The sequence below is a fragment of the Levilactobacillus yonginensis genome (genome assembly GCF_003946265.1).
Lineage (GTDB): Bacteria > Bacillota > Bacilli > Lactobacillales > Lactobacillaceae > Levilactobacillus > Levilactobacillus yonginensis.
This window is the reverse complement of sequence record NZ_RHNO01000008.1, coordinates 1-26,298: the sequence shown is the minus strand read 5'-3', so window position 1 is coordinate 26,298 and position 26,298 is coordinate 1. Positions and strand designations below refer to the sequence as shown.

Here is a 26,298-nt window from a genome sequence, read left to right as displayed (position 1 = left end):
GAGAGGGATGACTGGATGCGTTACCTAGCAAGTTCAAGCTTAGATATTCGCCAAAATTTAGCAATTGAAACATATTTGATGGAGCACGCCGATCTGTCGGAGCCTATCCTGTACTTTTACATTAACTCACCGTGCATCATCGTCGGCCGCTACCAAAACGTATTGGCTGAAATCAATCAGCAGTACGTCCAAGACCACAACATTATCTTGACGCGGCGGACGTCTGGTGGGGGTGCCGTGTACGATGACCTCGGTAACGTGAGTTTCAGCTTTATTACCAAGGACGACGGGGATGCTGTGGGCAATTTCAAACGCTTCACGGACCCGGTGATCAAAGCACTCCATCAGATGGGGGCGACCGGTGCTGCCATGACGGGACGTAACGATCTGACCATCGCTGGCAAGAAGTTCTCTGGTAACGCCATGCACGTCGAAAACGGGCGGATGTTCTCACACGGGACGTTGATGTATGATGTGGATCAGACGCAGATTGCCAAATCCTTGCAGGTACCAGCCGACAAGTTAGCTTCTAAAGGCGTCAAATCAGTTAAGAGTCGGGTGACGAACCTGAAACCGTATTTCGATGAAGCTTATCAGCATCTGACGATTGAAGAATTTCGGGATACCTTGGCCAAAGAGATCTTATCGGTCTCGGATCTTAAGGACGCCAAGACTTACCAGTTAACAGCGGCTGATCAGGCGGGTATCAAGCAACAGGCTGACCAGTATTTCAACAATTGGGATTGGATCTACTGCAATGATCCGGCCTATTCTCTAACGCGTCGTCAGCATTTTACCGCGGGAACGGTTGAATTTGACCTGGATGTGGCTGGTGGTAAGATTCAAGCCATTCAGATTCACGGCGACTTCTTTGGCCAATTACCAATTGACGAGGTCACTACTAAGTTGACTGGGGTGACCTACACACCAGCGGCCGTTGCAGCTGTCTTTGAGACATTAGATGTGCCAAGTTACTTTGGTAAAATTACGAAAAATGAATTGGTTGACCTGCTGACTAAGCAGCCGACCACTGAATAGGGCGAGACTGGCCCATAGAACTTGATTAGTCGAAGCGTTGCTGCAGAGACGGCAACGCTTTGTTTTTTATTAAGGTTGCCTGGCAATCAGGAAACGTTAAGGAATTACCCCTATAATGGACAAGTTGATTCATATGATTAATTTTTAGAACGACCACCTGGCAGTCTGCGGGTGGGTGAAAGGGTGGCTAACCAAACCATGGAAATGGAAAAACGACAACGACCAAGAAGAAAGCGACATCCAGTCCGGAACACAATTCTGGTGCTGATTCTGGCACTACTAGTGGGAGGCGTGGCGTACGGTTATCAGAAGTATCAAAGTATTAAGAAGTCCGTTGATACCACGTACCAAGCATCCGGTGCTAAGAAGCTCCGGAATGTGAACGCTGTGCTGAAACAGAAGAAACCAATTTCGATTCTGCTAATGGGAACCGACACGGGGGCCCTTGGTCGGACTTTCCAGGGACGAACCGACAGTATGATGGTCGTGACGATCAATCCGGAAACGGAGAAGACGACCATCACCAGTATTCCGCGGGATACGGCGGTTTCAATCCCTGGATATGAGGATTACGGCACGGTTAAAATCAATGCAGCGTACGCCTATGGCAAGTCTAAGACGGCCATCACGACCGTCCAAGATATGTTAAACATCCCGATTGACTTCTACGCCATCATCAACATGGGGGGGATGGAAAAGATCATCGACGAGGTCGGCGGTGTGGACCTGACGCCAACGTTGAGCTTTAGTTATGGCGGGTACACCTTTAAGAAGGGTGTGAAGACGCACATGAATGGGAAACGGGCGTTGGCCTACTCCCGGATGCGAGATGACGATCCGAAAGGCGACTATGGTCGGCAGACGCGGCAACGAAAGGTCATCATGGCCCTGTTGAACAAGTCTGGTTCGGTCACGTCGCTATTGAACGAAAGCTTTATCAGCTCACTGACCAAGCAGACCCAGACTGACCTGACGTTTAACGACTTGACGGCGCTGGCTACGAACTATCGCAGCGCCACGAAGAGCATCAAGACGACCCACTTGCAGGGGACTAGTGAGACGCTTAATAGTCAGAGCATGGAAGTGGCCTCAAAGACCGAGCTGCAACGGGTCACAAACTATATTCGAACCGGCTTGGGCTTGGCTCACAAGTCAACGGGGACTATTGCTCAGGTTGATGCCTCGACCGGCGAAGCTGGTACGAGTGACGCGACGAGCAGTACGGGAACCACTGATAACGGCAACAATGGTGGCCCTGGTGGTGGCTATTAATAGTCGTCGCACTGCGGCGGTCAGAGATTCCGCCTGCTGTGGGGAACGCCTCCGTTTAAACGGGTGCTTGGAAGCTAAGCTAGTTTAAATACCTGGATGATAGCACTTACGCGATTTCCCACTATGTCTGACTAAACATCAATACCCAATCCTGGTTGTATCAGGCATAGTGGGTGTTTCAGTACTTTCAACCTTTGGGAATGAATTGATTGTGATAAGTAAGAGCGCTGCAGACTGAGGTCTGGGCGCTTTTTCTATAGGTATCATATTGGGTGGGTGATCCCTGATGAGTTGATTCCACCTGCTAATTCGTTGTAGTGTAAGGTATCAGTAGTGAGCATTGAAGGGAGTTATTGCCAAATGAAAAACATCTTAGTTACGGGGGGCGCTGGCTTTATTGGCGCCAACTTTGTCCGTTACGTGGTGGCCAATCACCCGACAGTTCACGTAACGGTGTTGGATAAATTAACGTACGCCGGGAATCGGGCCAATCTGGCTGGGTTGCCGGCTGACCGGGTGCGATTGGTAGTCGGCGATATTGCCGACGCGCGGTTGGTCAATGACCTGGTTCAGCAGGTCAACGCCGTTGTTCACTACGCGGCCGAGAGTCATAACGATCGTTCGTTACGTGATCCAGCGCCGTTTATTCAAACCAATATCGTTGGCACCTATACATTACTACAGGCCTGTGTTCGCTACGGCGTCCGGTTTCATCACATCTCCAGCGATGAGGTTTACGGTGACCTGCCACTCAGAGATGCTGGGACGAACGACTCAGCGGCGAAGTTTACCCCCGAGTCGCGGTACAATCCCAGCAGTCCCTATTCCGCTAGCAAGGCGAGTTCCGACATGCTGGTGCACGCTTGGGTCCGCTCGTTTGGGCTACGGGCGACTATTTCGAATTGTTCTAACAACTATGGGCCTTACCAACACATTGAAAAATTCATTCCCCGCCAGATTACGAATATTCTCAGTGGGCGGCGGCCCAAGTTATATGGGACGGGGCAAAACGTACGCGACTGGATTCACGTGGATGATCACTCGCGAGCGGTCTGGCTAATTTTGACACAGGGAAAGATTGGAGAAACTTACTTGATTGGGGCTAACGGTGAGCGCTCTAATTTAGGCGTTTTGCAGGCAATCTTAACGGCGATGGGCCAACCAGACAATGCGTTCGATTACGTGCAGGACCGTCCGGGACATGACCGGCGGTACGCCATTGATGCCACTAAACTCCAGACTGAATTGGGGTGGCAGTCGCAGATGACAGACTTTTCAGTGGGCCTGCAGCAGACCATTGCTTGGTATCGCACACATGAAAGTTGGTGGCAGGGAGAAAAAGCGAAAGTTGAGGCCGCTTATCAGGCTGCCCAACTGACTGAATCGGCTATTGATAACGAATAAAGCGAGAGCGAGGCGGTGGTCTCGCTTTTTTTTGTTATTAATTTGATAGTCAATTATAACCATCTGTTAGTAGCGTTATACGTAAATGGATTGGCTCAAATTCCTTTTAATAGTTAAAACGAAAAAACGCAATAGGATTGACTTGATTGTGAAAAATGGTTTATAGTGTGGTAACAAATATAAAAGTTGTTGTAAAAGCTAGCGCGCGTTTGAACAAGTGGTGGTCGCTCACGTCAGTCACAAGGACCTACACGGAGGAGAGTATGGAGTCAGAACAAACAATTAACTTGGCACAAGTTGCCAACATTCTACGGAAGCACGTCAGATTGATCAGTCTAACCACACTATTAGTCACAATCCTAGCCGTGGTGGCGACCTTTTGGCTCATGACACCCAAGTACCAAGCCACGACCAATATTCTCGTAAATCGTCGAGCAACAGCGACGGAACAGGGCGGTCAATTACAACAGGTGCAGGCCGATGTCCAAATGATCAGCACGTACAAGGACATCATCACCAGCCCAACGGTTTTGGAACCAGTCAGCCGGGAGATTCGTGACTTACCTGGCCATCCAAAGGGTTTGAAGCAGGCGTTGCAGATTGAAAATGAACCTAATTCACAAGTGTTTTCGGTAACAGCAACGGCGACCAATCCGCAAACCGCCTCGGTAATTGCCAACAAAACAGCCCAGTCATTCAAGGATAAAATCGGTAAAATTATGCGCATTGATAATGTGTCCATTGTTTCACCAGCAACCGCTAGTGGTGGGGCCGTCAGTCCTAAGAAGGCGATTAACATTCTACTAGGCGTGGTGGCGGGTCTCTTGATGGGGATGAGTTTAGCTTTCATTCGAGAAGCAACGGATAGAACGGTGACATCGGAAAAATTCTTGACCGAGGACCTGGGCATAACCAGTCTTGGAATTCTTAGCGAGATTCCGCAGGAACAAGCACAGAGGCGCCGGACAACTGAGTCAACAGTGACTGGTCAGACTAACACTCAGGCACAACGCATTCAAAGAAGGGTTTAGGTGGAAGAGTATGCGACGGTTCAGGCACAAGACATTAAGTGATGCCAGTCATAAAAATGGCGTTGGGTTGATTACCGCTACAGCACCGGGACATCAGATTGCTGAGCAGTTTCGCACGGTGCGAACGAACATTCAATTTTCCTCAGTGAACCACCCAGTTAAGTCGATTCTGTTTACTTCCTCCGCGCCCTCAGAAGGCAAGTCGACCGTGAGTAATAATTTGGCCGTTACGTGGGCTAGTCAGGGGGCACGGGTGGTCCTGGTGGACGCAGATTTACGACGGCCCACGGTTCATCAGACTTTTGACGTAGCCAATCGTTTGGGCATGACGAATTTCTTATCCGGTGTGGCAACCCTGGCAGAGGTGGTGCAGGCAACGACAATCACCAATTTGTCGGTGGTGACCAGTGGACCTATGCCGCCCAATCCAGCGGAATTGCTGGGAAGTTCGCGGTTAAAGCAACTGTTACAAGAGTTACAGGCCAGTTATGACTTGATAATTGTGGATGCGCCCCCAGTCAATACAGTGACGGATAGTCAGCTATTGGCGGCAGAGGTGGACGGGACCATCTTGGTGGTGCCGCAAGGAATTGCAACCAAGACTGGTGTACGACGGGCTCAACAATTGTTGCAGGCCGTGCACGCCAATGTTTTGGGGGCAGTGATGAATCGGGTCACGGATTTGAAATCGGATGGGTATTACGGCCAAGTGTACCAGGGTTATTATGGCCGAACGGATAATTAGATGGGATTAATTGATGTGCATATCCACCTTTTACCAGCAATAGATGATGGGCCGCAAAACCACGAACTAGCGTTGCAACTAGCTGAAATGGTCGTTGCTCAAGGCATCACTCACGCCGTGTTGACACCGCATCATTTACAGGCTGATTACGACAATCCTAAATGGAGAGTCCAGGAGCACGTGGTTGCCTTTCAGTCGGCGTTGCAGTTGGCGGGGATTCCACTGACGGTGTTCCCGGGGCAGGAGGTTCACATGACCGGGGACCTGTTAAACCATTTGGCCGCCGATGACCTGTTATTTTTAGACGCGGTGGGGACTTACTTGCTGCTGGAACTGCCAGCCACGCACGTGCCCCTGTATACGGAAGACCTGTTATTTCAGCTGACATTGCGGGGAATCATCCCCGTCTTAGCTCACCCAGAACGACATCCGGTGCTGCAACGGGAACCGGAGCGCTTAGAGAGATTGATGCGATTAGGATGTCTACTCCAGGTGACGGCGGGAAGTTATCTGGGGATGTTCGGTCGAGCTGCCCAGAAATTAGCCAGTCACTTGTTGGTGAGTGTACCGGGAGTTCTGCTAGCTTCCGATGCCCATGACGACTTACGGCGCCCCTGCGTCATGGCGGCGGCCTTTCAGCAATTAGAAGTTGCAGTAGGGTCAGACCGTTGTCGAGAAATTAATGATAATGCCGTCGCCGTAGTCAACGGGGAATCCCTACTAACGGGCGGCTAAACACTTTTGCCACTCAGAAGAAAGGGTTAGGGACATTTAATGGATTATCGTGACACAAACTATCAGAGTAGCTTGCTTGACCAGGCCAGACAACGTCGCCGGTATTTATACCGAACGAGTAAACGGGTATTTGATATGATGATGAGTCTCTTGGGATTGTTGCTATTGATGCCGGTATTCATCGTGGTTGCCCTCTTGATCAAGTTGGAAGACCCACGGGGACCCGTGTTTTATTCACAAACTAGGGTGGGCGTGAATCAACGGCCCTTTCGGATGTTTAAGTTCCGCTCAATGGTGGCCGATGCTGATCATCAGCTCAATCAGTTGCTACAACGAAGTGACGTGGCCGGGGCCATGTTCAAAATGAAGCAAGATCCCCGAATCACCAAAATCGGTCGGATTATTCGTAAATACAGCGTGGATGAATTGCCGCAACTGTTGAACGTTTTGTTGGGTCAGATGAGTCTAGTTGGTCCGCGGCCGCCATTGCCACGGGAGGTGGCTACCTACACGTCTCACGATTTACAGCGGTTGACGGTAAAGCCTGGGTGTACGGGATTGTGGCAAGCAACGGTTCGTAATGAGGTGAGCTTTGCCGAAATGGTGTTGTTGGATCTGCAGTATATTGCGCGCCGGAGCTTTCTGCTGGACCTGTATGTGTTGCTTTTAACAATTCGTGTCTTTGTGAAGCCAAACGGGGCGTACTAGTCGTTAAGAAAGGGGATGACCGAATGAAGGTATGCTTGGTTGGGTCAAGTGGTGGTCACTTGGCTCATTTGCGGTTACTCCGAGAATTCTGGGCGGACGAGCAGCGGTTCTGGGTCACCTTTGACAAGCCGGATGTACGGAGTCTGCTCAAGGGTGAGCGTCGAATCAATTGTTTTTTTCCGACGAATCGCAACTTGAAAAACCTAGTTAAGAATACGTGGTTAGCGTTCAAGGTCTTACGGCGGGAACGTCCCGACGTGGTTATCTCGTCGGGCGCCGCAGTGGCCGTGCCATTTTTCTACGTCAGCAAGCTCTTGCGTATCAAGACGGTCTACATTGAAGTCTTTGACCGAATCGATGCGCCCACTCTGACGGGCAAGCTCGTTTACCCAGTCACGGACCTCTTCGTGGTTCAGTGGCCAGAAATGCGGAAGGTGTACCCCAAGGCAGTGAATCTCGGGAGGATTTTCTAATGATCTTTGTGACAGTAGGCACCCATGAACAGCCCTTTAACCGTCTGTTAGTGGCTATGGAGGATCTGGTTGTGCGGGGCATCATTAAAGACCGGGTCGTGATTCAGTCGGGGTATGCGACCGCGGTAGCGCCCCACTGTGAGGTGACCAATTTTTTGAGTAATCAGGGCATGCAGCAAGCGATGCAGTCGGCAGATACCATTGTTTGTCACGGGGGACCGGCCACCTTTATGCAGTCCCTGGCGTTGGGCAAACGAACTATTGTGGTGCCCCGTCAAGCGGTATTTCGGGAGCATGTGAACGATCACCAGTTGACGTTTGCCCGGCAGGTGGCGCAACAGGGGTATCCGTTGACCGTAGTTGACGACGTGGCCGAGTTGGCGACAATCTTTACGACTGCCCGTGACGTGCCGCACCAGTTGCCTTCGCACACGCACCAATTTAACCAGCAGTTGACGGTGGCAATTCGGCAGATGGGAGTGTCGTCATGATTCCTAAAGTAATCCATTACTGCTGGTTTGGTGGTCAATCCCTTCCCGACAGTGTGACCCGTTGCTTAGCGTCCTGGCAGCGTGTCTGTCCGGATTATCACCTTAAACGCTGGGATGAATCAAACTGGGATGTGACGCAAATCCCTTACGTGCGGCAGGCGTACGCACAAAAGAAGTTTGCCTTTGTCGCCGACGTTGCCCGCCTAGACGTGATTGCCCGGCACGGTGGTATTTATTTAGACACGGACGTGGAACTTCTCCAGCCGTTGGATACGTTTTTAACATACGATGCTTTCTTTGGCATGGAGGAGGCGGGCCGGGTGAATACTGGAGTCGGGTTTGGGGCAATCAGTCAGCAAGCCACGGTACGGGACCTATTGGCCCAGTATCAACAGCGTAATTTCATGTGTAACGATCGGCCGGATCTAACCACCTGCGTCACGATTGCGGCGCCGTTATTCAAGGGATGGGGTGTGCAACGAAATCGGCAAATTCAACTTTTACAGGATAAGCGCGTCGTCATCTTACCGCCAACTTATTTTTGTCCGGAGGATCTCGCCTCTGGTAAGTTACGACTTACGGCGCAAAGCGTCGCCATTCACCATTACGCGGCCACCTGGAAGCCTGCCACCTCGCTAACCGTTACTCGGTGGAAAATCAGGAGCCGTCGTATCATTGATGCCGTTGGCGGGGAAGGGAGTTATGCACGACTGAAGAGCTGGTACAGCGCGGTAAGGAGCAAGATTTGAAGACAACTATTTCCCAATCGCCGGGGCTACCGGTTAAATATATCGTGGCGTTGTTGACGACTTTTACGGCAACTTTTTTGGCGGCCACAACCGGTGGCTTTCCGGTCGCTTGGTTAGTTGCCGTCGTTGCTGGGTGGTCCCTCAATCAGCTACGGCAACAGCGCGAGCTGATTTTGCTGGCCATCGTAGTGTTACTGGTTTTTCAAAATTTCTTGATTGGCGTGGGTGCCCACCTAGCGGGAAATGATCAGGGGTTAACATTTTTGACACAGGTACCACTGCTTTTCACGGCGGGGCTCTTCGTTGGTGGTCCACTCAAAACCATCCGTTGGGATTGGGTGACGCGACTTTTTCTTGGACTACTAGGGATTGCGCTGGGTTCACTGGCATTCGGCCACGGGTCGCTGGGGGCGATTATTGCCAATCTTAGAAATTTAACGTTTTTTTTCATGGTCTACCAGATAGCTTGGCAAAATAGTCGACTGGCGTCTTTTGATGTCGCGGCGCTATGCCGACGATTGAGTCACCTGGCCTTTCTGATTATTGGGGTCGGGGTGGTTCTCCTGTTGGGGGGATATCGGGCGTACGCTGCCATTGGCATCGATGAAGTTTATCGTGCCAAGGGGGCCACTGCTCTCGCGCAGGCGGGGCTGGACGGTCGGTTTTACTCAGATGCCTTTGGCCACGCTGTGACGCGGATGGGGTCGTTGTACTACGAACCCGTCAACCTCGGTTACTTGTTGGTAGGGATGTTGCTATTTCTGGTGATGTTTCGCTGGACTCAGAGTTGGGTGGTCCGGGTGCTCAGTGAGGCTATCGTCCTGGTAGGGGTGTTCTTAACCTTCGGGAAGGGTGCGCTCATGGTACTGGGCCTGGCGTTGCTGGCTCCAGGAATTCACCGGAGCCTGAAATGGTGTCTTCATTTTCTAAATGATCGGGCTATCTATCTGGGTGTGATGCTACTCGTTGCCGGTCTAGTTTACCTATACAGTAATTTTTACTACCAAACGTTCGGTGGGGCAGTGGGCAACCACTTTACTGCTATTACGGAAACGTGGCAAAATATCTTAGCCCGACCACTAGGACATGGCCTAGGCACTGGGGGCAACGCTGCCGCAGCGCTGAACGTTGGGGAGAGTGATGATGCCACTTGGTTGAGCACGGGTGGTGAAACTGCTCTCCTGTCGTTTGGGTATCAAATTGGTTTAGTGGGAATTGGCATCTTGAGCCTGATTTTTGTTCAGCTAGGGCGTCAACATCTGGTTCGTTTAAATTCTTTGACGCGACGAGCCCAGGCTAGTTGTCTGCAGTTGGCATATCTACCAGTAATTTTGATTATCATGAGTATTTTTCAGGACAATACATTTACCCCACAATGTATTGCAATCTATATGATGTTACTTGCGATGGGACCAGTTCTTCGTCGCCCAGCAGGAGAGGAGTCCCCATGAAGTCCCCATACTTTTCAATCATTATTCCGGTGTACAATGCTGCCCATTTCCTGGAGCGCTGCCTGACATCTGTGCTAGACCAGGCATTTACAGATTTTGAAATCTTGGCGGTGGACGACGGCTCAACGGATGCTTCACTGGCGGTACTTCAACAGTTGGCGGGGAACGTATCGGCACTGCAGGTGTTTTCTCAGGCCAACGCGGGCGTCTCAGCCGCGAGAAATACGGGGTTAAAAGTAGCACGGGGACAGTACGTGTTATTCCTAGACCCGGATGACTATCTAGCGGCAGATGCACTGACGATTTTGAAAAAGCAGCTGGTGAGTCGACCAGATATTGCTTGTTTCAACGTCTTGTTGGCAAGTTATAATCGGACGTACGCTATGGCACTGAACGAGAGATTTGCTCGGCCACAGCTTTTGGCAGCCCCCAGTTTTCTAGAAGTAATTTTCACCCAGGGTGGTTTTCGCGGCTATGCTTGTAACAAGGCTTATCGTAGGGCTGCCATTCAGGGGATGTATTTTGATGAGCACGTAGCGTATTTGGAGGATGAATTGTTTAATGTCCAATTAATCCAACGGGTGACGACGATTCTGTGCCTGCCAGAGCCGCTGTACGTGTATTGGCAACACGCCGAGTCGTTAGTGAATTCAGGCTTTAATCCTAAAAAGGTCACGGCAGTTCAAGCGGTCGATCACATGTTGACCAGTGTTCCGGCGGTATTTCAAACGGATCTCAAGATTCGTCGGAATCGGTTGATTATAGAGTTGGCTAGTGGTGCTTTAAGAAGTCATCGGCGGGAGTTTAAACAACTGCGCGCTATGTATTGTCGGTTATCACCACGCTGCCAGCATTGGATGTATGGACCAGCTAATCAGACGATTCTTAGGGTGGCCAACTGGCATTTTGAGGGAGCAGCACGACTCTTTCAGGTGAAAGAGTCGCTAGTGAAGAGTCGCCTGTTCTACTGGTTACGTTACCGGTTGGCTAGGCCGTAGCCAGTTGCTCGCATGAATGTAGAGGTTCGGAAAATTATATGAGAAAGTTGATGACAAAATATAAGCAGCTACCAGTCCAGGTGCGGGCCTCCTTTTGGTTTCTGATTTGTGCGTTTGTTCAGCGGGGGTTGTCAGTCCTGACGACCCCCATCTTTACGCGCCTGCTGACCCCGCAGGAGTACGGGCAATTTAGTGTCTTCAATTCCTGGCTAAACGTGGTGACTATTCTGGTGTCGCTGAATCTTTACGCCGGTGTGTACATGCAGGGGTTGGTAAAATTTGACCGGGAACAAGCGACTTTTTCCTCTTCCATGCAGGGACTGACGGTCGTTTTGGCTGGCGGGTGGACCGCCGGCTATCTGCTATTCAGGACGCAGGTGAATCAACTGCTCGGTCTGCCAACGGTGCAGGTGTTGGCCATGTTGGTGATTATTTGGGCCGGTGCGGCGTTTAACTTTTGGTCGGTAGCGCAACGCGTGGCCTACCGCTACCGACGATTGGTGGCGATGACGTTGCTGGTGACCGTTAGTCAGCCAGTGGTGGGTATCTGGTTAGTGGTCCACGCTCAGGACAAGGTGACAGCGCGAATCGTGGGGTTGGCGTTGGTCCAACTGATTGCGTACGTGGGCTTCTTCTTTATTCAAATGAGACGAGGACGGCGGTTCTTCTCCACTAGATTTTGGAAGTACGCCATCTGCTTCAATGTACCGTTACTACCACATTTTCTCTCACAGGCAGTGTTGTTTAGTTCGGACCGCATCATGATCGATAAGATGTTGGGTGCCGGGGTAGCGGGGATTTACACACTGGCCAGTGCAATCTCGATGTTAACGACCCTTTTTAACGATGTGCTGCTACAGACGTTGGAGCCCTGGATGTATCAGAAGATAAAAGCGGGACGAGCGGGGGATATTTCACGAGTTGCTTTGCCTGCGTTAGGGATGATTGCGGCAATTAACATTGGGTTCATTGCTTTTGCGCCGGAACTAGTGGCTATCTTTGCGCCAGCCGCTTATTTACAGGCAATCTGGGTCATGCCACCAATTACGATGAGTGTGTTTTTCGCTTTTCTCTATAATTTTTTCGTGGTATTTGAACTTTACTATGAGAAAACGTTATTCGTGACGGTAGCTACCATTGCTGGTGCCGGGTTGAACCTGGGCCTGAACTTTTGGTTGATCCCACGGCTGGGGTTCTATGCGGCGGGGTACACGACTTTAATCTGCTACGTCGCGTACGCGCTAGGCCACTATCTACTAATGCGGCGTATCTGTCGTGATCGACTGGCAGGCGTGCGGGTCTATCAGCCGCGGCCGCTATTACTGATCATTGGCATTTTTATGAGCGTGGGGCTGTTATTTCTAGCTAGCTATCACTGGCCGTTGGTTCGGTACGGGTTGATTGGCATTGGCATGCTGGCGCTCTGCTTAACTCGGCGTCGATTGATGGCGACGGTTCGTGACCTGATTGCGGTGAGACAAGGGGATAAAGCGGCGGAGTGAAGAATTCAGTAAATTTAAAAAGATTAGTGGTTTGTGTCCGTCAGCCACCTGCGGCTGTCAGAGATTTCACCTGCTGTGGGGAACGCCTCCGGCCTGAAAAACGGTCCTTTGGCTCGGCTTGAAGCCTGGAAAACCACCAGTCTCCAAACACGTCCCACACTGTAAGCCGAGAATCGGCTAACACCGTCGACACAGCTGGCTCCATCTTTGACCGCCTGCGGTTAAACGGGTTCATGGAACTAAGCTAGCTTAACTGCCTGAATGACAGCACTTACGCAATATTATTAGCACGCCACTAGCTAGCCGAGAGTGAGCCAAATTTGGACTCAGCCGTGGGATTTTCAAGTGCTTTTCTTGAAAATGGCGACTTGAAGACGTGCCTTTACGGCTTCAAGCGAGGGGCAAGACCGCCTTTTGGCTTGTCCCGTCCTTCCCACCGCGTTCCAGTCCAAATTTGGCGAACGGTAAGGCAGCAATTTCCCACTATGTTTGAGTAAATCCCAACCCTCGTTGTATCAGGCATAGTGGGTGTTTTAGTGTTTTCAACCTTTAGCAGAGATAACGAAACCCCCACGCGACCAAATTATCGCGTGGGGGTTTTTCATTTAATTACATTAAGTTGCTGACCAATTAGTAGCCACGGCTAGGGTCGGTCAGGTTGACGGTGAGTTTGCCATCTTGCGTCCAACTGGCCAAGTTATCTTTGAAGTAACCAAAGATAGCCCGGATGTTTTCAGCACCAGCAAAGCTGGTTTGATGAGGCGTAATCAAAACGTTTGGGTAGTCCCACAGTTTAGAATCCTTTGGCAGCGGTTCAGTTTCGAAGACGTCGAGGCCAGCGTTCAACACCTTTTGGTAGAGCAAGGCGTGCATCAGTGCCTGTTCGTCGACAGATTTGCCACGACCAACGTTGACAAAGACCCGGGTGCCATTTAGCTTATCAAAGAAGTCCGTATTGAAGTAGTGGACCGTGCTAGGCGTAGCTGGCATCGCATTGATGATGATGTCAGCGTCTTTAACGAGGTCTGCGTCATCCTTCATCGCCACAGTCCCTTGGAAACCAGAAACGCCATGGCCTGACCGGTTAACGCCAAATGGGTAATTCCCGAAGCCATTTAGTAGTTCAGCGATGTGTTGACCAATGCTGCCAGTCCCGTAGATAACCACTTTTTGGGAGGCCAGCGTCGCCATTTCACTACGTAGTGGCCGTTGCCAGAAGTGACCGGCTTGGTTCTTGACGGCTTCGTTGAAGTCCCGCAGAAAGTAGAGCAGGTAGCCAATCGTTGATTCCGCGATCGCCGCTGAGAAAGCACCACTGGCATTCGTCAGTTGGATGTTGTGCGCGGTGATCCAGTCCAAGGGAAGGTAGTCTACCCCGGCACTGACGGTTTGAATCCAGTGCACGTTGTTGTGCGGATCTTGTAAGACGGCGAGGCCGTGTTCCGTGCTCCAGCCAAAGACGATGCTGATGTCCGTAGCAGTGTCCCACTGGTCGGCGGGCACGACATCAACCCCCATGCTAGTCAGCTGTTCCGTTTGTTCTGGTGATAAATGTTGAAAGGCAAGTATCCGTTCTTTCATGATCAAAAACCTCCTTAGACGTTCTGCGTCTCCTTTATTTTAGCACGAGTTTGTGCATTTTTTCCTAAAAACCTTATCAGAACGGCAGAAATCGCTTACTTGAGTAGCACACATTGGCAAATGTGTTACCAGTGTCAACAACCAAGTTGCACACAAATTACTAATATATTCTATTAACTTTACGGAGATTGGCGCCTAACCATTGATAATTGACTTATCACTCGATATAATAGGTTCAGGATAGCAATTATTTATTTATACTAATAACGTTTGGGGGGGTTAGAAAAATGTTAAATCTTGGTCTGGATATCTTAGGCCTAGCACGATTTCAATTTGGAATGACGACTGTCTTTCACTTCTTCTTCGTTCCATTTTCAATTGGGTTAGCCTTCGTCGTTGCCGTCATGGAAACCATGTACGCCATCAAGGGTGATGAGGATTACAAGAAGATGGCCCAGTTCTGGGGCAAAATGTTCCTGTATAGCTTCGCCGTTGGGGTGGTTACCGGGATTATTCAAGAATTCCAATTCGGGATGAACTGGTCGGAATACTCACGGTTTATGGGGGACATCTTCGGTGCACCATTAGCCATTGAAGCCCTGGCAGCCTTCTTCATGGAATCCACCTTCATTGGGATGTGGATGTTTACCTGGGACCGGTTCAACAAATGGGTCCACACACTCTTTATTTGGTTGGTAATGTTCGGGTCTTCACTTTCTGCACTGTGGATTCTGGCAGCTAACAGTTTTATGCAAAACCCATTGGGTTACATCATCAATCAACAAACGGGTCACGTTCAAATGGTCAGCTTTGGGGCTGTCCTGAGTAACCCTCAGTTGTGGAGTGAATTCCCACATGTTATTTTCGGTGCATTTGTTACCGCTTCCTTCGTCATCGCTGGCTGTGCTGCTTGGCGTTTATTGAAGAAGGATCACGTGACGTTCTACCGGAAGTCATTAAACGTAGCCTTAGTCATTGGCTTGATTTTCTCACTGGGTTCAATTGCCAGTGGGGATATCCAAAGTCGTTACTTAATTAACAACCAACCAATGAAATTTGCCGCAATGGAAGGGCTCTACAAGGACTCGACCAACAAAGGTGAATGGGCGGCTGTTTCTGGATTTGATACGAAGAACCATAAGACGACGTGGTCAGTCGACGTACCTTACGTCCTCAACCTGTTGAGCTACCATAAGACAACTGGGACGGTCAAAGGTATGAATACCATTAACAAAGAAATGCACGCAAAGTACGATAAGAAGTACGGCAGCGATATTAATTATTACGTTCCAACGAACACGTTGTTCTGGAGCTTCCGGATTATGTCTGGTGCCGGTGCACTGTTTGCCTTGCTAGCAATTGTCGGGTTGATTTTCAACCGTAAGAAGTCGCAAGCAATTATGAAGCAACGTTGGTTCCTTTACATTATGGGACTGTGCCTGTGGCTGCCATTTATTGTCAACACGGCTGGTTGGTTCATCACTGAATTTGGCCGTTACCCATGGGTTGTTTACGGTCTGTTAACGATTGCCGATGCGGTATCGCCAAATGTCTCCGTTGCTTCGCTGTTAACGTCAAACATCATCTACTTCCTGATGTTTGCTGGGATGGGGGTCGTTATGATTGTCCTCTGCCACCGGACTTTGAAGGCCGGTCCTGACAACGATGAGAATACTGATGGGTACGCAGCCAGTGATACTGACCTGGATCCTTACTCAAAGGGGGCGTTCAACCATGACTAGTCTGCAATTCATCTGGTTTATCTTAATTGGGGTCTTGTTCAGCGGGTTCTTCTTCCTTGATGGATTCGACTTCGGGGTGGGGATGCTCGTCAAGAGTTTCGCCAAAACCGATGCCGAACGTGACGTTGTGATTCGTTCGATTGGACCACACTGGGATGGTAACGAAGTCTGGTTGATCACCGCTGGTGGTGCCATGTTTGCCTCATTCCCAATGTGGTATGCAACCCTCTTCTCAGGGTTCTACTTGATTCTATTCCTGATTTTAGCAGCCTTGATTTTCCGGGGTGTTTCCTTTGAGTTCCGGGCCAACATGCGGACGGAAACTTGGCGGAGCTTCTGGGAATGGGCTTCAACGATTGGGAGTTTCTGTGCGGCCTTCCTGTTTGGGATGCTGTTCACTGCGATGATCGCTGGGATGCCAATTGATAAGAACGGGGACATGAGTGCCCACTTCTTCGACTACGTGAACTTGTTCTCCTTAGTCGGTGGGGTTGCCGTAACCGTTCTGTGCCTGGTCCACGGGTTGAACTACATTCGTTTAAAAACGGAAGGTAGCTTACGTGATCGGGCCTTGGCTTGGAACAAGGTCGTTTACCCAATTCTCTTTGCGGGTGAAGTTTTGTTCGCTGTATTGCTCTATTTCTCAACCGATTTCTTCGACAAGAAGCCATTGAGCACGACGGCAATCGTCGTTGCTCTGGTAATCTTCACTTGCCTGGCTTACTGGGGGGTATTAGGTAACCACGAGTGGCTTTCATTCATTGGAAGCGGGTTATCGCTAATCAGTGTGGTCGTCTTGATTTTCAATGGCTTGTTCCCACGGGTCATGATTGCCAACAATCCGGCCAACTCGTTACTGATCAAGAATTCATCAAGTTCACCGTACACACTGCATCTGATGACGATTCTCACGTTTAGCATCTTGCCAATCGTGTTGATCTACTTCGTTTGGAGCTACTGGGTCTTCTACAAGCGCTTGTCTTCACCAAAGCAGAACGCCTAGGTACGACAACTTAAAATTTAAGTTAACGAATCCTCACCGCTTTTCGGAGTGGTGGGGATTTTTATAATTGTCGGCGGGGCCGATCCTCTGGTCTGTCGTGAGCCATGAAATTGGCAAAAACATTTTCGTAAATCAGCAGTTTGGTAGCGCTTAGAAACGGTAAAAATGCTATCATTGCAGTATGAGTTATGGGTTATTTTAAGTTAGCAAGGGCCGGTGCTCAGCCGGTTGCGTTAACTAAGGTAACTTCGTTTTATCACTTGTTACGAGGGGGCTTCTTTGTGATTGATCAACGGGTTTTTAAATTTCCAGGTGTAAAGCCGGCCGCCCTGATGGTGGGTATCCTAACGCTGATTCAAGCAATTATGATTATTATTCAAGCGCAGTACCTAGCAACAGCCATTGTCCAGCTCTGGAAGCAACAGCCACTGGGAACGATTGTTTTCCCATTGGCAGTGTTTGCTGTGGCCTTTTTAGCCCGGCATTTATTGACGCTATTGAAGGATTGGCTGTTCTATCCATTCGTGGAAAAGACGACCAAAAAATTACGTAAGCAGTTTATGGCAAAACTGTTCGACCTAGGACCGAGTGTGGTTGCCCAGGAAGGAACGGGGAACGTTGTGACCATGGGTCTTGAAGGAATCGACAAGATTCAAACCTATCTCATGATGATTATTGGCAAGGTCTTGGATCTGTCGATCACACCGTGGCTAGTGTTGATTTACATAGCTTTCATCCAGTGGAAGGAAGCACTTTTCCTGCTAGCCATTTATCCATTGATTATTCTATTTATGATTATTCTAGGGTTTGCGGCGCAGGCTAAGGCCGACCGGCAGTACGCTGGTTACCAACGCCTTTCTAATCACTTCGTGGATACGTTACGGGGTCTACCAACCTTGAAACAGTTGGGCTTAAATGAACAGTATGCGGATAACGTTTATCAGGTGAGTGAAGACTACCGTAAGAAGACGATGGCAACGTTGACGATTGCCATGACGTCGACCTTTGCGCTCGACTTCTTCACGACGCTATCGATTGCGATTATTGCCGTCTTCCTAGGTTTTGGCCTGATGAATAATACCATTCAATTATTGCCAGCGTTGGTTATTTTGACGTTGGCGCCGGATTACTTTGCACCAATTCGGAACTTTGCTAACGACTATCACGCCACGTTGAACGGGAAGAATGCGTTGACAGCCGTGCTAGACATCTTGCAGCGGGAAACGCCAGCCGACCGTGACCTGTTACCGGTTCGCGAACCTGTTTGGCAACCAGACGATGCCGTTAGCTTCAGTCACGTGAACGTAGCCTACGGGGACGACGCGGCAACCCTGAAGGATATTAACTTTGACGTGCACGGTTATAAAAAGGTCGGCATCATTGGGGCATCGGGCTCCGGTAAGTCGACGTTAATCAATACCCTAGGCGGCTTTCTCAGCCCCGCAGAGGGCCAAATCAGTGTGCGGGGGACTGCGGTGCCTCATTTGGATCAAAAGGCCTGGCAGCGAAGTTTTGTCTATATTCCACAGGCACCGTATTTGTTCCACGCGAGCTTGCGGGACAACCTGACCTTTTATACGCCGGATGCGAGTGACGAGGCCGTTAGTGCGGCAGTTGCGCGGGCAGGCTTGACGGATTGGGTTGCCACGTTGCCAGCAGGTCTGGCCACCCAAATTGGTGAAGGTGCTCGGGGCGTTAGTGGGGGACAGGCACAACGAATCGCGTTGGCCCGGGCCTTCTTGGATGATTCACGACGGGTCTTGTTATTTGATGAACCGACGGCGCACCTGGATATTGAGACAGAAGTTGACTTAAAAAAGACGATGATGCCAGTCTTTAACGACCACTTGGTTTTCTTTGCGACCCACCGGTTACATTGGATGAACGAAATGGATTACATTTTGGTCATGGATCATGGTCAAATCGTTGAACAAGGAACGCCAGCTGAACTGCAACAGTTAAATGGCGCGTACGTACGGTTGCGGTCAGAAATGGAAGGGGCGACGACACGATGAAGGGATTCTTTGAAACGTTTAAAAATGATCACTGGGTCATGCCGTACCTTCGCCGCTACCGAAAGTTATTGGCGCTGGTCCTATTTCTGGGATTCATGACGTTCTTCTGTGGGGGCGCGTTGATGTTTAACTCAGGCTACCTGATTTCACGGGCGGCGACGCACCCTTACAACATTTTGATGATTTATGTACCCATTGTTTTGGCCCGGGCTTTCGGGATTGGACGGCCAGCCTTTCGATACGCTGAACGGCTAACTAGTCACAACTGGGTCTTGCGAATTGTTTCTGACTTTCGAAAGCGGCTGTATCAGGCGGTTGAAAAGCAAGCCGTTGCAATTCGGCAAACGCACCAAACGGGGGATGTCCTGAGTATTTTAGCTGAAGACATCGATCACATTGAAAATCTCTATCTGCGGACCGTATTCCCACTCGTAATTGGGTGGTTGTTGTATCTGTTCGTGGTCATTGGTATTGGTTACTTCAACTGGGCCTTTGGACTACTCATGCTGGTATTGCTTGGCGTAATCGTTTTGGTAATGCCGTTGCTTTCCGTTGCGGTCAATGGTCGGCGGGAGTTCCAAGCGCGGCAGGTTCAACGGACCTTTTATACGCAATTGACTGACGCAGTTTTGGGCTTAGGCGACTGGCTGATTTCTGGTCGGCGGGGAGACTTTCTGGCACAGCAGGATCAACCCATCGATGAAATCGCTACGTTGCGGCGGGCGGACCATCATTTTCAGTGGTGGCGTAACTTTGCCATTCAGTTCATTTTTGGCGCCGCAGTTATTCTGATTGTTTGGTGGGCGGGCGTCATGTTTACCCATAATCAGTCAGAAGCCAACTGGGTCGCTGCGTTTGGGTTAGCTCTATTTCCGACGGTGGAACCCTTCTCTAGCATGAGTCAGGGGGTCAGCGAATGGCCCGTCTACCAAGACTCCATCAAACGAGTCAACAGCTTGGATGAAAATGTTCCGGAACAGGTTGCTCAGACGAAGATTGGGGCGTTAACGGATCTGACGCTGGACCACGTGAAGTTTACCTATCCCGGGGCTGAGCGACAAGTGATCGATGATTTGTCATTGACGCTCCATCCCGGAGAAAAATTAGCACTCCTAGGCCCCAGTGGGACCGGTAAGAGTACGCTGTTAAAGTTGATGCTAGGCGATGAGCAACCCACCAGTGGCGTAATCACCTTGAATGGCGAGCCGATTGAAAAACTGCAGGAACAGCGTGCGCAACTGTTTGGTGTTCTCGACCAGCAACCCTACTTGTTTAACACGACGGTGATGAATAACGTGCGGTTGGGGAATCTGAATGCCACGGACGAAGACGTGCGACAGGCGGTCAAAGCCGTGGAACTGGATGACTTGATTGCACGGTTGCCATTGGGTTATCAGACCCAGGTGCAGGAGGCCGGCAGTCGGTTCTCCGGCGGGGAACGCCAACGGTTGTCGTTGGCTCGCATTCTATTACAGGATGCGCCCATTATTATCTTGGATGAACCCACGGTCAGTTTGGACCCGATCACTGAACAACACTTGCTGGATACGGTGTTCAGCGTTTTGAAAGATAAGACGATTATTTGGGTGACGCATCATCTGGCGGGTATCAACCATGTTGATCAAGTGCGGTTCATTGAAGATGGCCACTTTGATATGCAGGGAACGCCTGCGGAACTCTACAAGAAGAATGCACGGTTCAGAGCTCTGTACGATTTGGACCGTGGTCGTTAAACAGATTAAGTATCATACTTGTGTGAATTGGCCGCCTCCGGCTCAGATTGCAAATGACTGCGGTTAGACGTCCTGGGGTTTTCACAGTATATTTGGATTTTATGGCGGTTATTCAAAGGTGTATCCCACGTAGTTGCAGTCAAGCTGATAAGCTCAACTCAATTAAACACATAATTCTAAAAAAACAGCGAGGCTCGCCGGCGTTTCCAAACCGACGATACTCGCTGTTTCTTTTGCTGTCCCGCACAGGACAGCGGATTGGTTAGTATGAATGAATCACCTCAAACTCATCCATACTTTTATGTTACTGAAGCACTGTCGAAAAAACAATCAAATTGCTTGAAAATCGCTTTACACCGCGATTAGTGCTAGCTAGCAGCCAATATCTGGCCGACTGTTTTTTAAGGTGATTTAGTCGATTGGTCGATTAGTTGTCGGCTAATTTTTTTCGAAAAAATAGCTCCCAACGGCGATGACCATCAGGAGCAACATGCCAAAGTGAAATGATACTGAACATCGTACCAATGGGTTTTGAAACATGAAGAGTTTGGATACATTAATGAATGGAAGCCTGATGCCGATTGTGGCATAGGAAGATGTGTTTGTGTTTAGTCGTCTATCACTTGAAGAATGAGGTGTCGATCATACTGAAAGGTCAGTGTTGGGAGTTGGAATGTTCAGTATCCTTTCACCGTTATAATAGCGGATAGGGCCCAGAAACACTACTAAATGCCTCAACAACAAGATTGGTGATTTATTGATTTAGTAACTATTTTATTTAAATGCGAATGTTTTTGTCGCACGTTCCGACCAGATAACTGGGTATACCAAAATAAGCCTAGGGTTTTGTCTAGACATCTAAAAGAAAATGCTACCAAAAAATCCCCTAGTGGCCGTGGCCGTGGCCGTGGCCGCTAGGGGATTGCTATCGCTAAATAAGTTGTTTGACTAAAGGTTGCATGCACTGAAATACTCACTGTGACTGATATAACAAGGGGCTGGGGTTAGTCAGACATTTGCCGCCTTACCATTCGCAAAATTTAGACTGGAATGCGGGGGGAAGGACGGTCTTGCCCCTCACTTGAAGAGCCCACGGCTGAGTCCAAATTTGGCTCACTCTCAGCTACCTAGTGGAACGACAATACTATTGAGTAAGTACTGTCATTCAGGCATGTAAGCTAGCTTAGTTTCCAAGAACCCGTTTAACCGGAGGCGGTCAGAGGTGGAGCCAGCTGTGTCGACGGTGTTAGCCGATTTTCGGCTTACAGCGTGGGACGCGTTTGAAGTCTGGTGGTTCTTCCAGGCTTCAAACCGAGCCGAAGGACCGCTTTTCAGGCCGCAGGCGTTCCCCACAGCAGGCGGAATCTCTGACCGCCGCAGGTGGCTGGGTGAGGCTAATTTTAAGTTGATAACGCCCTTCAAACTTCTAACTTTTGGGTTGTTTGGCTGATTAGTGATCTCGCTGTAATAACATGGTCGTGAGCTTTTCTAAGTTTGCTTGGGAATCGCCCGCTGGCAGTTGCTGGATCAGCGCCAACGCCTGTGCCGTGTGATCACTGGCTAAGGCTCGGGCAGCGTCGACCCCACCATGTTGGGCGACTAACGTTTGAACCATGGTGATGTCCGCTGCGGTCATGTCGTGTTTCTTCTTGAGCAAACGATGAAAATCGCGTGGCGCCTGGGGAATTGCCAAAATCAAAGGTAATGAATAGACACCCGAACGGAGATCTTCTAGGATGGGTTTTCGGGTTTTATTGGGGTCACCAGCGTAATCGAGAATGTCGTCGAGCATTTGGTAAGCACAGCCGATCTTAATGCCGATTTCCCGGGCGACTCCAGTGACTGAACTGGGGGCTCCGGTGAGTTTAGCCCCTTGGTAACAGCTCAACGCAAAGAGTTCTGCCGTTTTACCGGCGACCTCTTCCAGATATTTGGCCACCGTAATATCCTCACGGTAGTTTAGATCCATCTGGTGGAGCTCACCCTGCAGGATGCGGTGCATTGAGTCGATATGACTCTGCACTAAGGTCCGGTCAGCGGTTGATTTGAGGACTTGATTAAAGTAGACGGTAAACATAAAATCGCCCGCGTAGATGGCGTTACGTTGACCATACTTCATCTGGATCGTCCGGACTCCACGGCGAGTCGGGGACTCGTCAATAACGTCGTCGTGGATCAAAGTTCCGACGTGTAAAATTTCGAGGGCTGCCGCACCCGCCTGTAACTCAGCAGGGGTAGCAGCGTCACCAAACTGTGAAAATAGGTAAAAATACCCGGGACGCAACAACTTGCCACCGGATTGTAGCAACGAAAGTATCTTGCTGTGAATCGGTTGGTTATCCAGTTGTACGGCTTTTAATAAGTAATCTTGTAGCGCATTCAATTGCGGTTCCACTTGTGGGAATTGCCGCCAAAGTTGTCGATCCATACTGCACCTCACTATGTACGCGTTAAATTTTATCTTACCGACTAGTGGAAACGTTGTCAAATAAAGGTTATCATCAATTTAGAAATCGACAACGGGGGGAACGGTATGACACTGGGAATCTTTTTAGAACTAGTTGAAATCAAGGCGAAAATTGCGTCAATTTGGCCCTTTTTATTGGGCATGATCTTTGTTCAGGCGAATTACCAACATGTTAATTGGGGAGTGACCGCGCTGTTCTTTATTGCCATGTTACTCTTCAATATGGCTGTAGATATCAATGATAATTATCAAGACTATACCAAGGCGGGTAATCAGGCAGCTGAGTGGAAAAAACACACGAATATCATTGGGGTGCATCAGTTGTCTGTACGGCGGATATTCATGCTGATGGCCGGCTTAGCGGTGGTCGCGGGCGTGATTGGGCTATACTTGGTGTGGAAAACTGGCTGGCCCTTATTACTGATGGGCGTTTTCTGCTTTTTGGTAGGGTACGCCTACGCTGGGGGACCCCGGCCACTTTCTGGGACACCAACCGGTGAGTTTTTTGCTGGGTTTACCATGGGTTACATGATTATGTTAATCACTGTTTACTTAAACCTCTATAATACCCCGTATTTTTCCTGGATGCTCATGGGACGGGTGCTCCTAGCTTCAGGTATCGCCATTATGGCGATTGCGGCGTTATTGTTGGCTAATAACATTTGTGACGCTCAGGAAGACTTGGCCCTGAATCGGAAGACCATCGTTTACTACCTTGGCGTACGGGGCGCACTATGGCTGTTTGCTGGCTTCTACGTTGTTGGCTATCTGAGCTTGATTGCGAGCGTCTGGGTGGGCGACCTACCAGCTTGGTCCCTGTTAGCGTTAATCAGCGTGCCACTTGTTGTGAAGAATATCCGCGGCTTATTTCGGGTCCAAGTTAAGAAGGAAACGTTCATTCTAGCCGTCCGTAGCCTGGCAATTTTAGCATTGACGACGACCTTGGCCGAGGGGTTAGGTCTGTGGCTGGGTTAAGCATTTCTAAATGTCGGGCTGTCGCGTTGTAATTTTAAGGTCGGTTCAGGTAGAATGAAAGAAACACTTTATGGAGGTCGGGCTACACTATGAAAATCTTAGAAGATCGCATTCGCCGAGATGGCACGGTTTTGGCAGGAAACGTGTTAAAAGTCGATAACTTCCTGAATCATCAAATTGATCCACAACTGATGGACCAGTTAGGTGCGGAATTTGCGCACCGGTTTAAGGACGCTGGCATCACCAAAATCTTGACGGTTGAGTCTTCCGGAATTGCGCCCGCCGTTATGGCCGGGCTGCACATGGGCGTTCCGGTAATCTTTGCGCGTAAGCATAAGAGCCTGACACTGACCGATAACTTGTACACGGCAAAGGTGTATTCATACACTAAGCGGGTCAACAATGACATCTCAATTGATCGGCGTTTCCTAGATAAGGAAGATCGCGTGTTGATCGTGGATGACTTCTTAGCTAATGGCCAAGCCGTTCAGGGGCTTTTGGACATTGCCCAGACGGCGCAGATCAAGGTTGCTGGTGTGGGAGTCGTCATTGAGAAACGTTTTCAGAAGGGGCACCAACTGGTTGAAGACGCTGGCATTCAATTGGAAGCTCTGGCCAGCATCGCGTCATTTGAAGATGGTCAGGTGGTCTTTGCCCAGGATTAGTAACGGGTGGCTTGTTTAATTGTTTCGGAGCCATTAAACTAATAGTGAACTGACTCAGTATTTAACGACTAAAAATGAAATCATAGGTAAGAAAGTAGGGAGTAAATTGACGAACACGGTCTTATATCCTGGAGATACGATTGGGGTGATTGGCGACAGTGCCAACGCCGCCATGTTAGTAACAACGGCTCGTAAAATGGGACTGCGCGTAGGCGCATACGGTGCTGATGAAACGAGTGAAGCCTTGCAGCTGGCTGATTTTAAGGCTGTTGGGACTACCAAGGACCAGGATAAGTTACAACACTTTGCGGAGAGTTGTGCAGCCATTGTCTACGACTCTGATCGGGTCAGCACGAATGTCATTAAGTTTTTGGCACAGTACACGCGGATCCCACAGGGGAGTGACATGCTGGAAATGATGCAAGACCGGTTACTAGAACGGGCCTTTTTCGAACAGCTCAACGTCAATATTGCCCCGTACGCCACCATTATTAACTTGGATGACGTTTATCAATCAATCAACTCCATTGGGTATCCGTGTGTGTTGAAACCCATTCAAAAGGAATGGTCACGTGGCCGCGAACTCGTCATTAAAACGCAAACAGATATTGCCAAGGCGGCGGGATTGTTGGATTGGGGAACCTATATTTTGGAATCCCAAATTGCATACGACCGTGAGTATTCCATCATGGTGGCTCGTGATCAAGCTGGTAACCAGCAGGCATTCCCAATCACGGAGGTCCAATCCGATGGTGACCGGACGTCCAAAACGTGGATGCCGGCACAAGTGGATCAGGCAGTTGCGAGTGAAATTCATCGCATTGCCGGTGAGGTCGCTAAGAACGTGAACTACGTGGGGGTCTTTGAAGTCTCCTTCTACCTGACCAACAGTGGGGCTATTTACGTGAAAAAGATTGTGCCGGCACCAAGTGATGCAGGGTACGTCTTTGAAGTTTCGGCCACGGTCAATGAGTTCAGTCAACACTTGCGGGCAATCGCTGGTTTACCATTGGCAGAACCACAGGTCTTGACGCCGGCAGTGACGGTTGCCTTTACGGCTGCCCAGTTATCCGCAGTTCGGACGCAATGGCAGTTGAAACCTAACTGGCACTTTACGTTCTACCACTTGCGTCACCAAGAAGACGATGACGTGATGGGGCACATTGCCGTTCAGGGCAGTGCCGTTAAATTAATTTTAGATCAACTCGATGATACGGGAATTTGGTCGGCGGCCAATGATGCGCCGACGCAAGCATAGTTTCCCACGACAGAGTGGGATAAAAGGTGGTTAGTCAATGAGCATTAACGTCGCTAGACGAATAATCCCGGTCTTGGATTATTTCTCTAGCGGGGTTAAGCGGAGTTGACTGTCTTTGGTCGCACGTTTCGGCTATTGACGTTCGGAGCACTAAAAGGATTTGAGACTTTTGTCTCAAATCCTTTTTCCTACGTTTAGTCAAGCTCTGTAAATAAAAATGTTTCGAAATTTTGTGTACACTAAACAGTATCTCACTGAGGAA

At 49.6% G+C, this 26,298-nt stretch carries 22 protein-coding genes; 20 read left to right on the top strand and 2 right to left on the bottom strand.

The annotated features are described in order from the left end of the window. Positions 1-15 precede the first annotated feature (15 nt). From EKM87_RS05665 to EKM87_RS05605, 13 genes are all read left to right on the top strand, one after another. On the top strand, positions 16-1,038 hold the full coding sequence (locus EKM87_RS05665) for a lipoate--protein ligase (RefSeq protein WP_125682757.1): 1,023 nt from the start codon (positions 16-18) through the stop codon (positions 1,036-1,038). A gap of 204 nt (positions 1,039-1,242) precedes the next feature. Continuing rightward, entirely contained in the window at positions 1,243-2,310 is a 1,068-nt protein-coding gene (locus EKM87_RS05660) for an LCP family protein (protein ID WP_164506440.1), read from the top strand. A 360-nt stretch (positions 2,311-2,670) separates the two neighbouring features. Then, entirely contained in the window at positions 2,671-3,714 is a 1,044-nt protein-coding gene (rfbB, locus tag EKM87_RS05655; RefSeq protein WP_125682753.1) for a dTDP-glucose 4,6-dehydratase, read from the top strand. A 263-nt stretch (positions 3,715-3,977) separates the two neighbouring features. Next, positions 3,978-4,745, top strand: a complete 768-nt coding sequence (locus tag EKM87_RS05650; protein ID WP_125682751.1) for a YveK family protein — start codon at positions 3,978-3,980, stop codon at positions 4,743-4,745. A gap of 10 nt (positions 4,746-4,755) precedes the next feature. Continuing rightward, positions 4,756-5,490 (top strand): CpsD/CapB family tyrosine-protein kinase, encoded by a 735-nt coding sequence (locus tag EKM87_RS05645; RefSeq protein ID WP_125682749.1) that lies wholly within the window; start codon positions 4,756-4,758, stop codon positions 5,488-5,490. Continuing rightward, the gene (locus EKM87_RS05640) at positions 5,491-6,225 is read left to right on the top strand and encodes a tyrosine-protein phosphatase (protein WP_125682747.1); all 735 of its coding nucleotides are present in this window, start codon (positions 5,491-5,493) and stop codon (positions 6,223-6,225) included. A 39-nt stretch (positions 6,226-6,264) separates the two neighbouring features. Beyond that, the gene (locus tag EKM87_RS05635; protein ID WP_125682745.1) at positions 6,265-6,933 is read left to right on the top strand and encodes a sugar transferase; all 669 of its coding nucleotides are present in this window, start codon (positions 6,265-6,267) and stop codon (positions 6,931-6,933) included. 23 nt (positions 6,934-6,956) lie between these two features. Next, positions 6,957-7,406 carry a PssD/Cps14F family polysaccharide biosynthesis glycosyltransferase gene (gene pssD, locus EKM87_RS05630; RefSeq protein WP_125682743.1) on the top strand — a complete coding sequence of 150 codons (450 nt, stop codon included), beginning with the start codon at positions 6,957-6,959 and terminating at the stop codon, positions 7,404-7,406. Then, a complete protein-coding gene (locus tag EKM87_RS05625) occupies positions 7,406-7,897 on the top strand; it encodes a glycosyltransferase (RefSeq protein ID WP_125682741.1) in 492 nt (163 codons plus the stop codon). The genes pssD and EKM87_RS05625 overlap by 1 nt, the downstream gene beginning before the upstream one ends. After that, positions 7,894-8,646 carry a glycosyltransferase family 32 protein gene (locus tag EKM87_RS05620; RefSeq protein WP_125682739.1) on the top strand — a complete coding sequence of 251 codons (753 nt, stop codon included), beginning with the start codon at positions 7,894-7,896 and terminating at the stop codon, positions 8,644-8,646. The genes EKM87_RS05625 and EKM87_RS05620 overlap by 4 nt, the downstream gene beginning before the upstream one ends. Then, on the top strand, positions 8,643-10,097 hold the full coding sequence (locus EKM87_RS05615; protein WP_125682737.1) for a hypothetical protein: 1,455 nt from the start codon (positions 8,643-8,645) through the stop codon (positions 10,095-10,097). The genes EKM87_RS05620 and EKM87_RS05615 overlap by 4 nt, the downstream gene beginning before the upstream one ends. Beyond that, positions 10,094-11,095 carry a glycosyltransferase family 2 protein gene (locus EKM87_RS05610; protein ID WP_164506439.1) on the top strand — a complete coding sequence of 334 codons (1,002 nt, stop codon included), beginning with the start codon at positions 10,094-10,096 and terminating at the stop codon, positions 11,093-11,095. The genes EKM87_RS05615 and EKM87_RS05610 overlap by 4 nt, the downstream gene beginning before the upstream one ends. 50 nt (positions 11,096-11,145) lie before the next feature. Beyond that, positions 11,146-12,597: a lipopolysaccharide biosynthesis protein gene (locus EKM87_RS05605; RefSeq protein WP_225428403.1), complete on the top strand. Its 1,452-nt coding sequence runs from the start codon at positions 11,146-11,148 to the stop codon at positions 12,595-12,597. A 630-nt stretch (positions 12,598-13,227) separates the two neighbouring features. Here EKM87_RS05605 and EKM87_RS05600 read toward each other — a convergent pair. After that, positions 13,228-14,178, bottom strand: a complete 951-nt coding sequence (locus EKM87_RS05600; protein WP_125682732.1) for an NAD(P)-dependent oxidoreductase — start codon at positions 14,176-14,178, stop codon at positions 13,228-13,230. Positions 14,179-14,465: 287 nt separating this feature from the next. Here EKM87_RS05600 and EKM87_RS05595 point away from each other — a divergent pair, with 287 nt between their 5' ends. The 4 genes from EKM87_RS05595 to cydC all read left to right on the top strand — a co-directional run bounded on the left by EKM87_RS05595 (position 14,466) and on the right by cydC (position 20,671). Further along, entirely contained in the window at positions 14,466-15,920 is a 1,455-nt protein-coding gene (locus tag EKM87_RS05595; protein WP_125682730.1) for a cytochrome ubiquinol oxidase subunit I, read from the top strand. Then, positions 15,913-16,923 carry a cytochrome d ubiquinol oxidase subunit II gene (gene cydB / locus EKM87_RS05590; RefSeq protein WP_125682728.1) on the top strand — a complete coding sequence of 337 codons (1,011 nt, stop codon included), beginning with the start codon at positions 15,913-15,915 and terminating at the stop codon, positions 16,921-16,923. The genes EKM87_RS05595 and cydB overlap by 8 nt, the downstream gene beginning before the upstream one ends. Before the next feature lie 281 nt (positions 16,924-17,204). Then, positions 17,205-18,938, top strand: a complete 1,734-nt coding sequence (gene cydD, locus EKM87_RS05585) for a thiol reductant ABC exporter subunit CydD (protein ID WP_125682726.1) — start codon at positions 17,205-17,207, stop codon at positions 18,936-18,938. After that, a complete protein-coding gene (cydC, locus tag EKM87_RS05580; protein WP_125682723.1) occupies positions 18,935-20,671 on the top strand; it encodes a thiol reductant ABC exporter subunit CydC in 1,737 nt (578 codons plus the stop codon). Before cydD ends, cydC begins: the two co-directional genes overlap by 4 nt. Positions 20,672-22,121: 1,450 nt before the next feature. On the opposite strand, the gene EKM87_RS05575 is transcribed toward cydC, so the two are convergent. Further along, a complete protein-coding gene (locus EKM87_RS05575; RefSeq protein WP_125682721.1) occupies positions 22,122-23,099 on the bottom strand; it encodes a polyprenyl synthetase family protein in 978 nt (325 codons plus the stop codon). A 105-nt stretch (positions 23,100-23,204) separates the two neighbouring features. Here EKM87_RS05575 and EKM87_RS05570 point away from each other — a divergent pair, with 105 nt between their 5' ends. The 3 genes from EKM87_RS05570 to EKM87_RS05560 all read left to right on the top strand — a co-directional run bounded on the left by EKM87_RS05570 (position 23,205) and on the right by EKM87_RS05560 (position 26,036). Beyond that, positions 23,205-24,113, top strand: coding sequence for a 1,4-dihydroxy-2-naphthoate polyprenyltransferase (locus EKM87_RS05570; protein ID WP_125682719.1), 909 nt, complete (start codon positions 23,205-23,207; stop codon positions 24,111-24,113). 89 nt (positions 24,114-24,202) lie between these two features. Further along, entirely contained in the window at positions 24,203-24,778 is a 576-nt protein-coding gene (locus EKM87_RS05565) for a xanthine phosphoribosyltransferase (protein ID WP_125682717.1), read from the top strand. A gap of 106 nt (positions 24,779-24,884) precedes the next feature. Further along, complete coding sequence (locus tag EKM87_RS05560) at positions 24,885-26,036, top strand: ATP-grasp domain-containing protein (RefSeq protein ID WP_191988564.1); 1,152 nt, start codon at positions 24,885-24,887, stop codon at positions 26,034-26,036. Positions 26,037-26,298 lie beyond the last annotated feature (262 nt).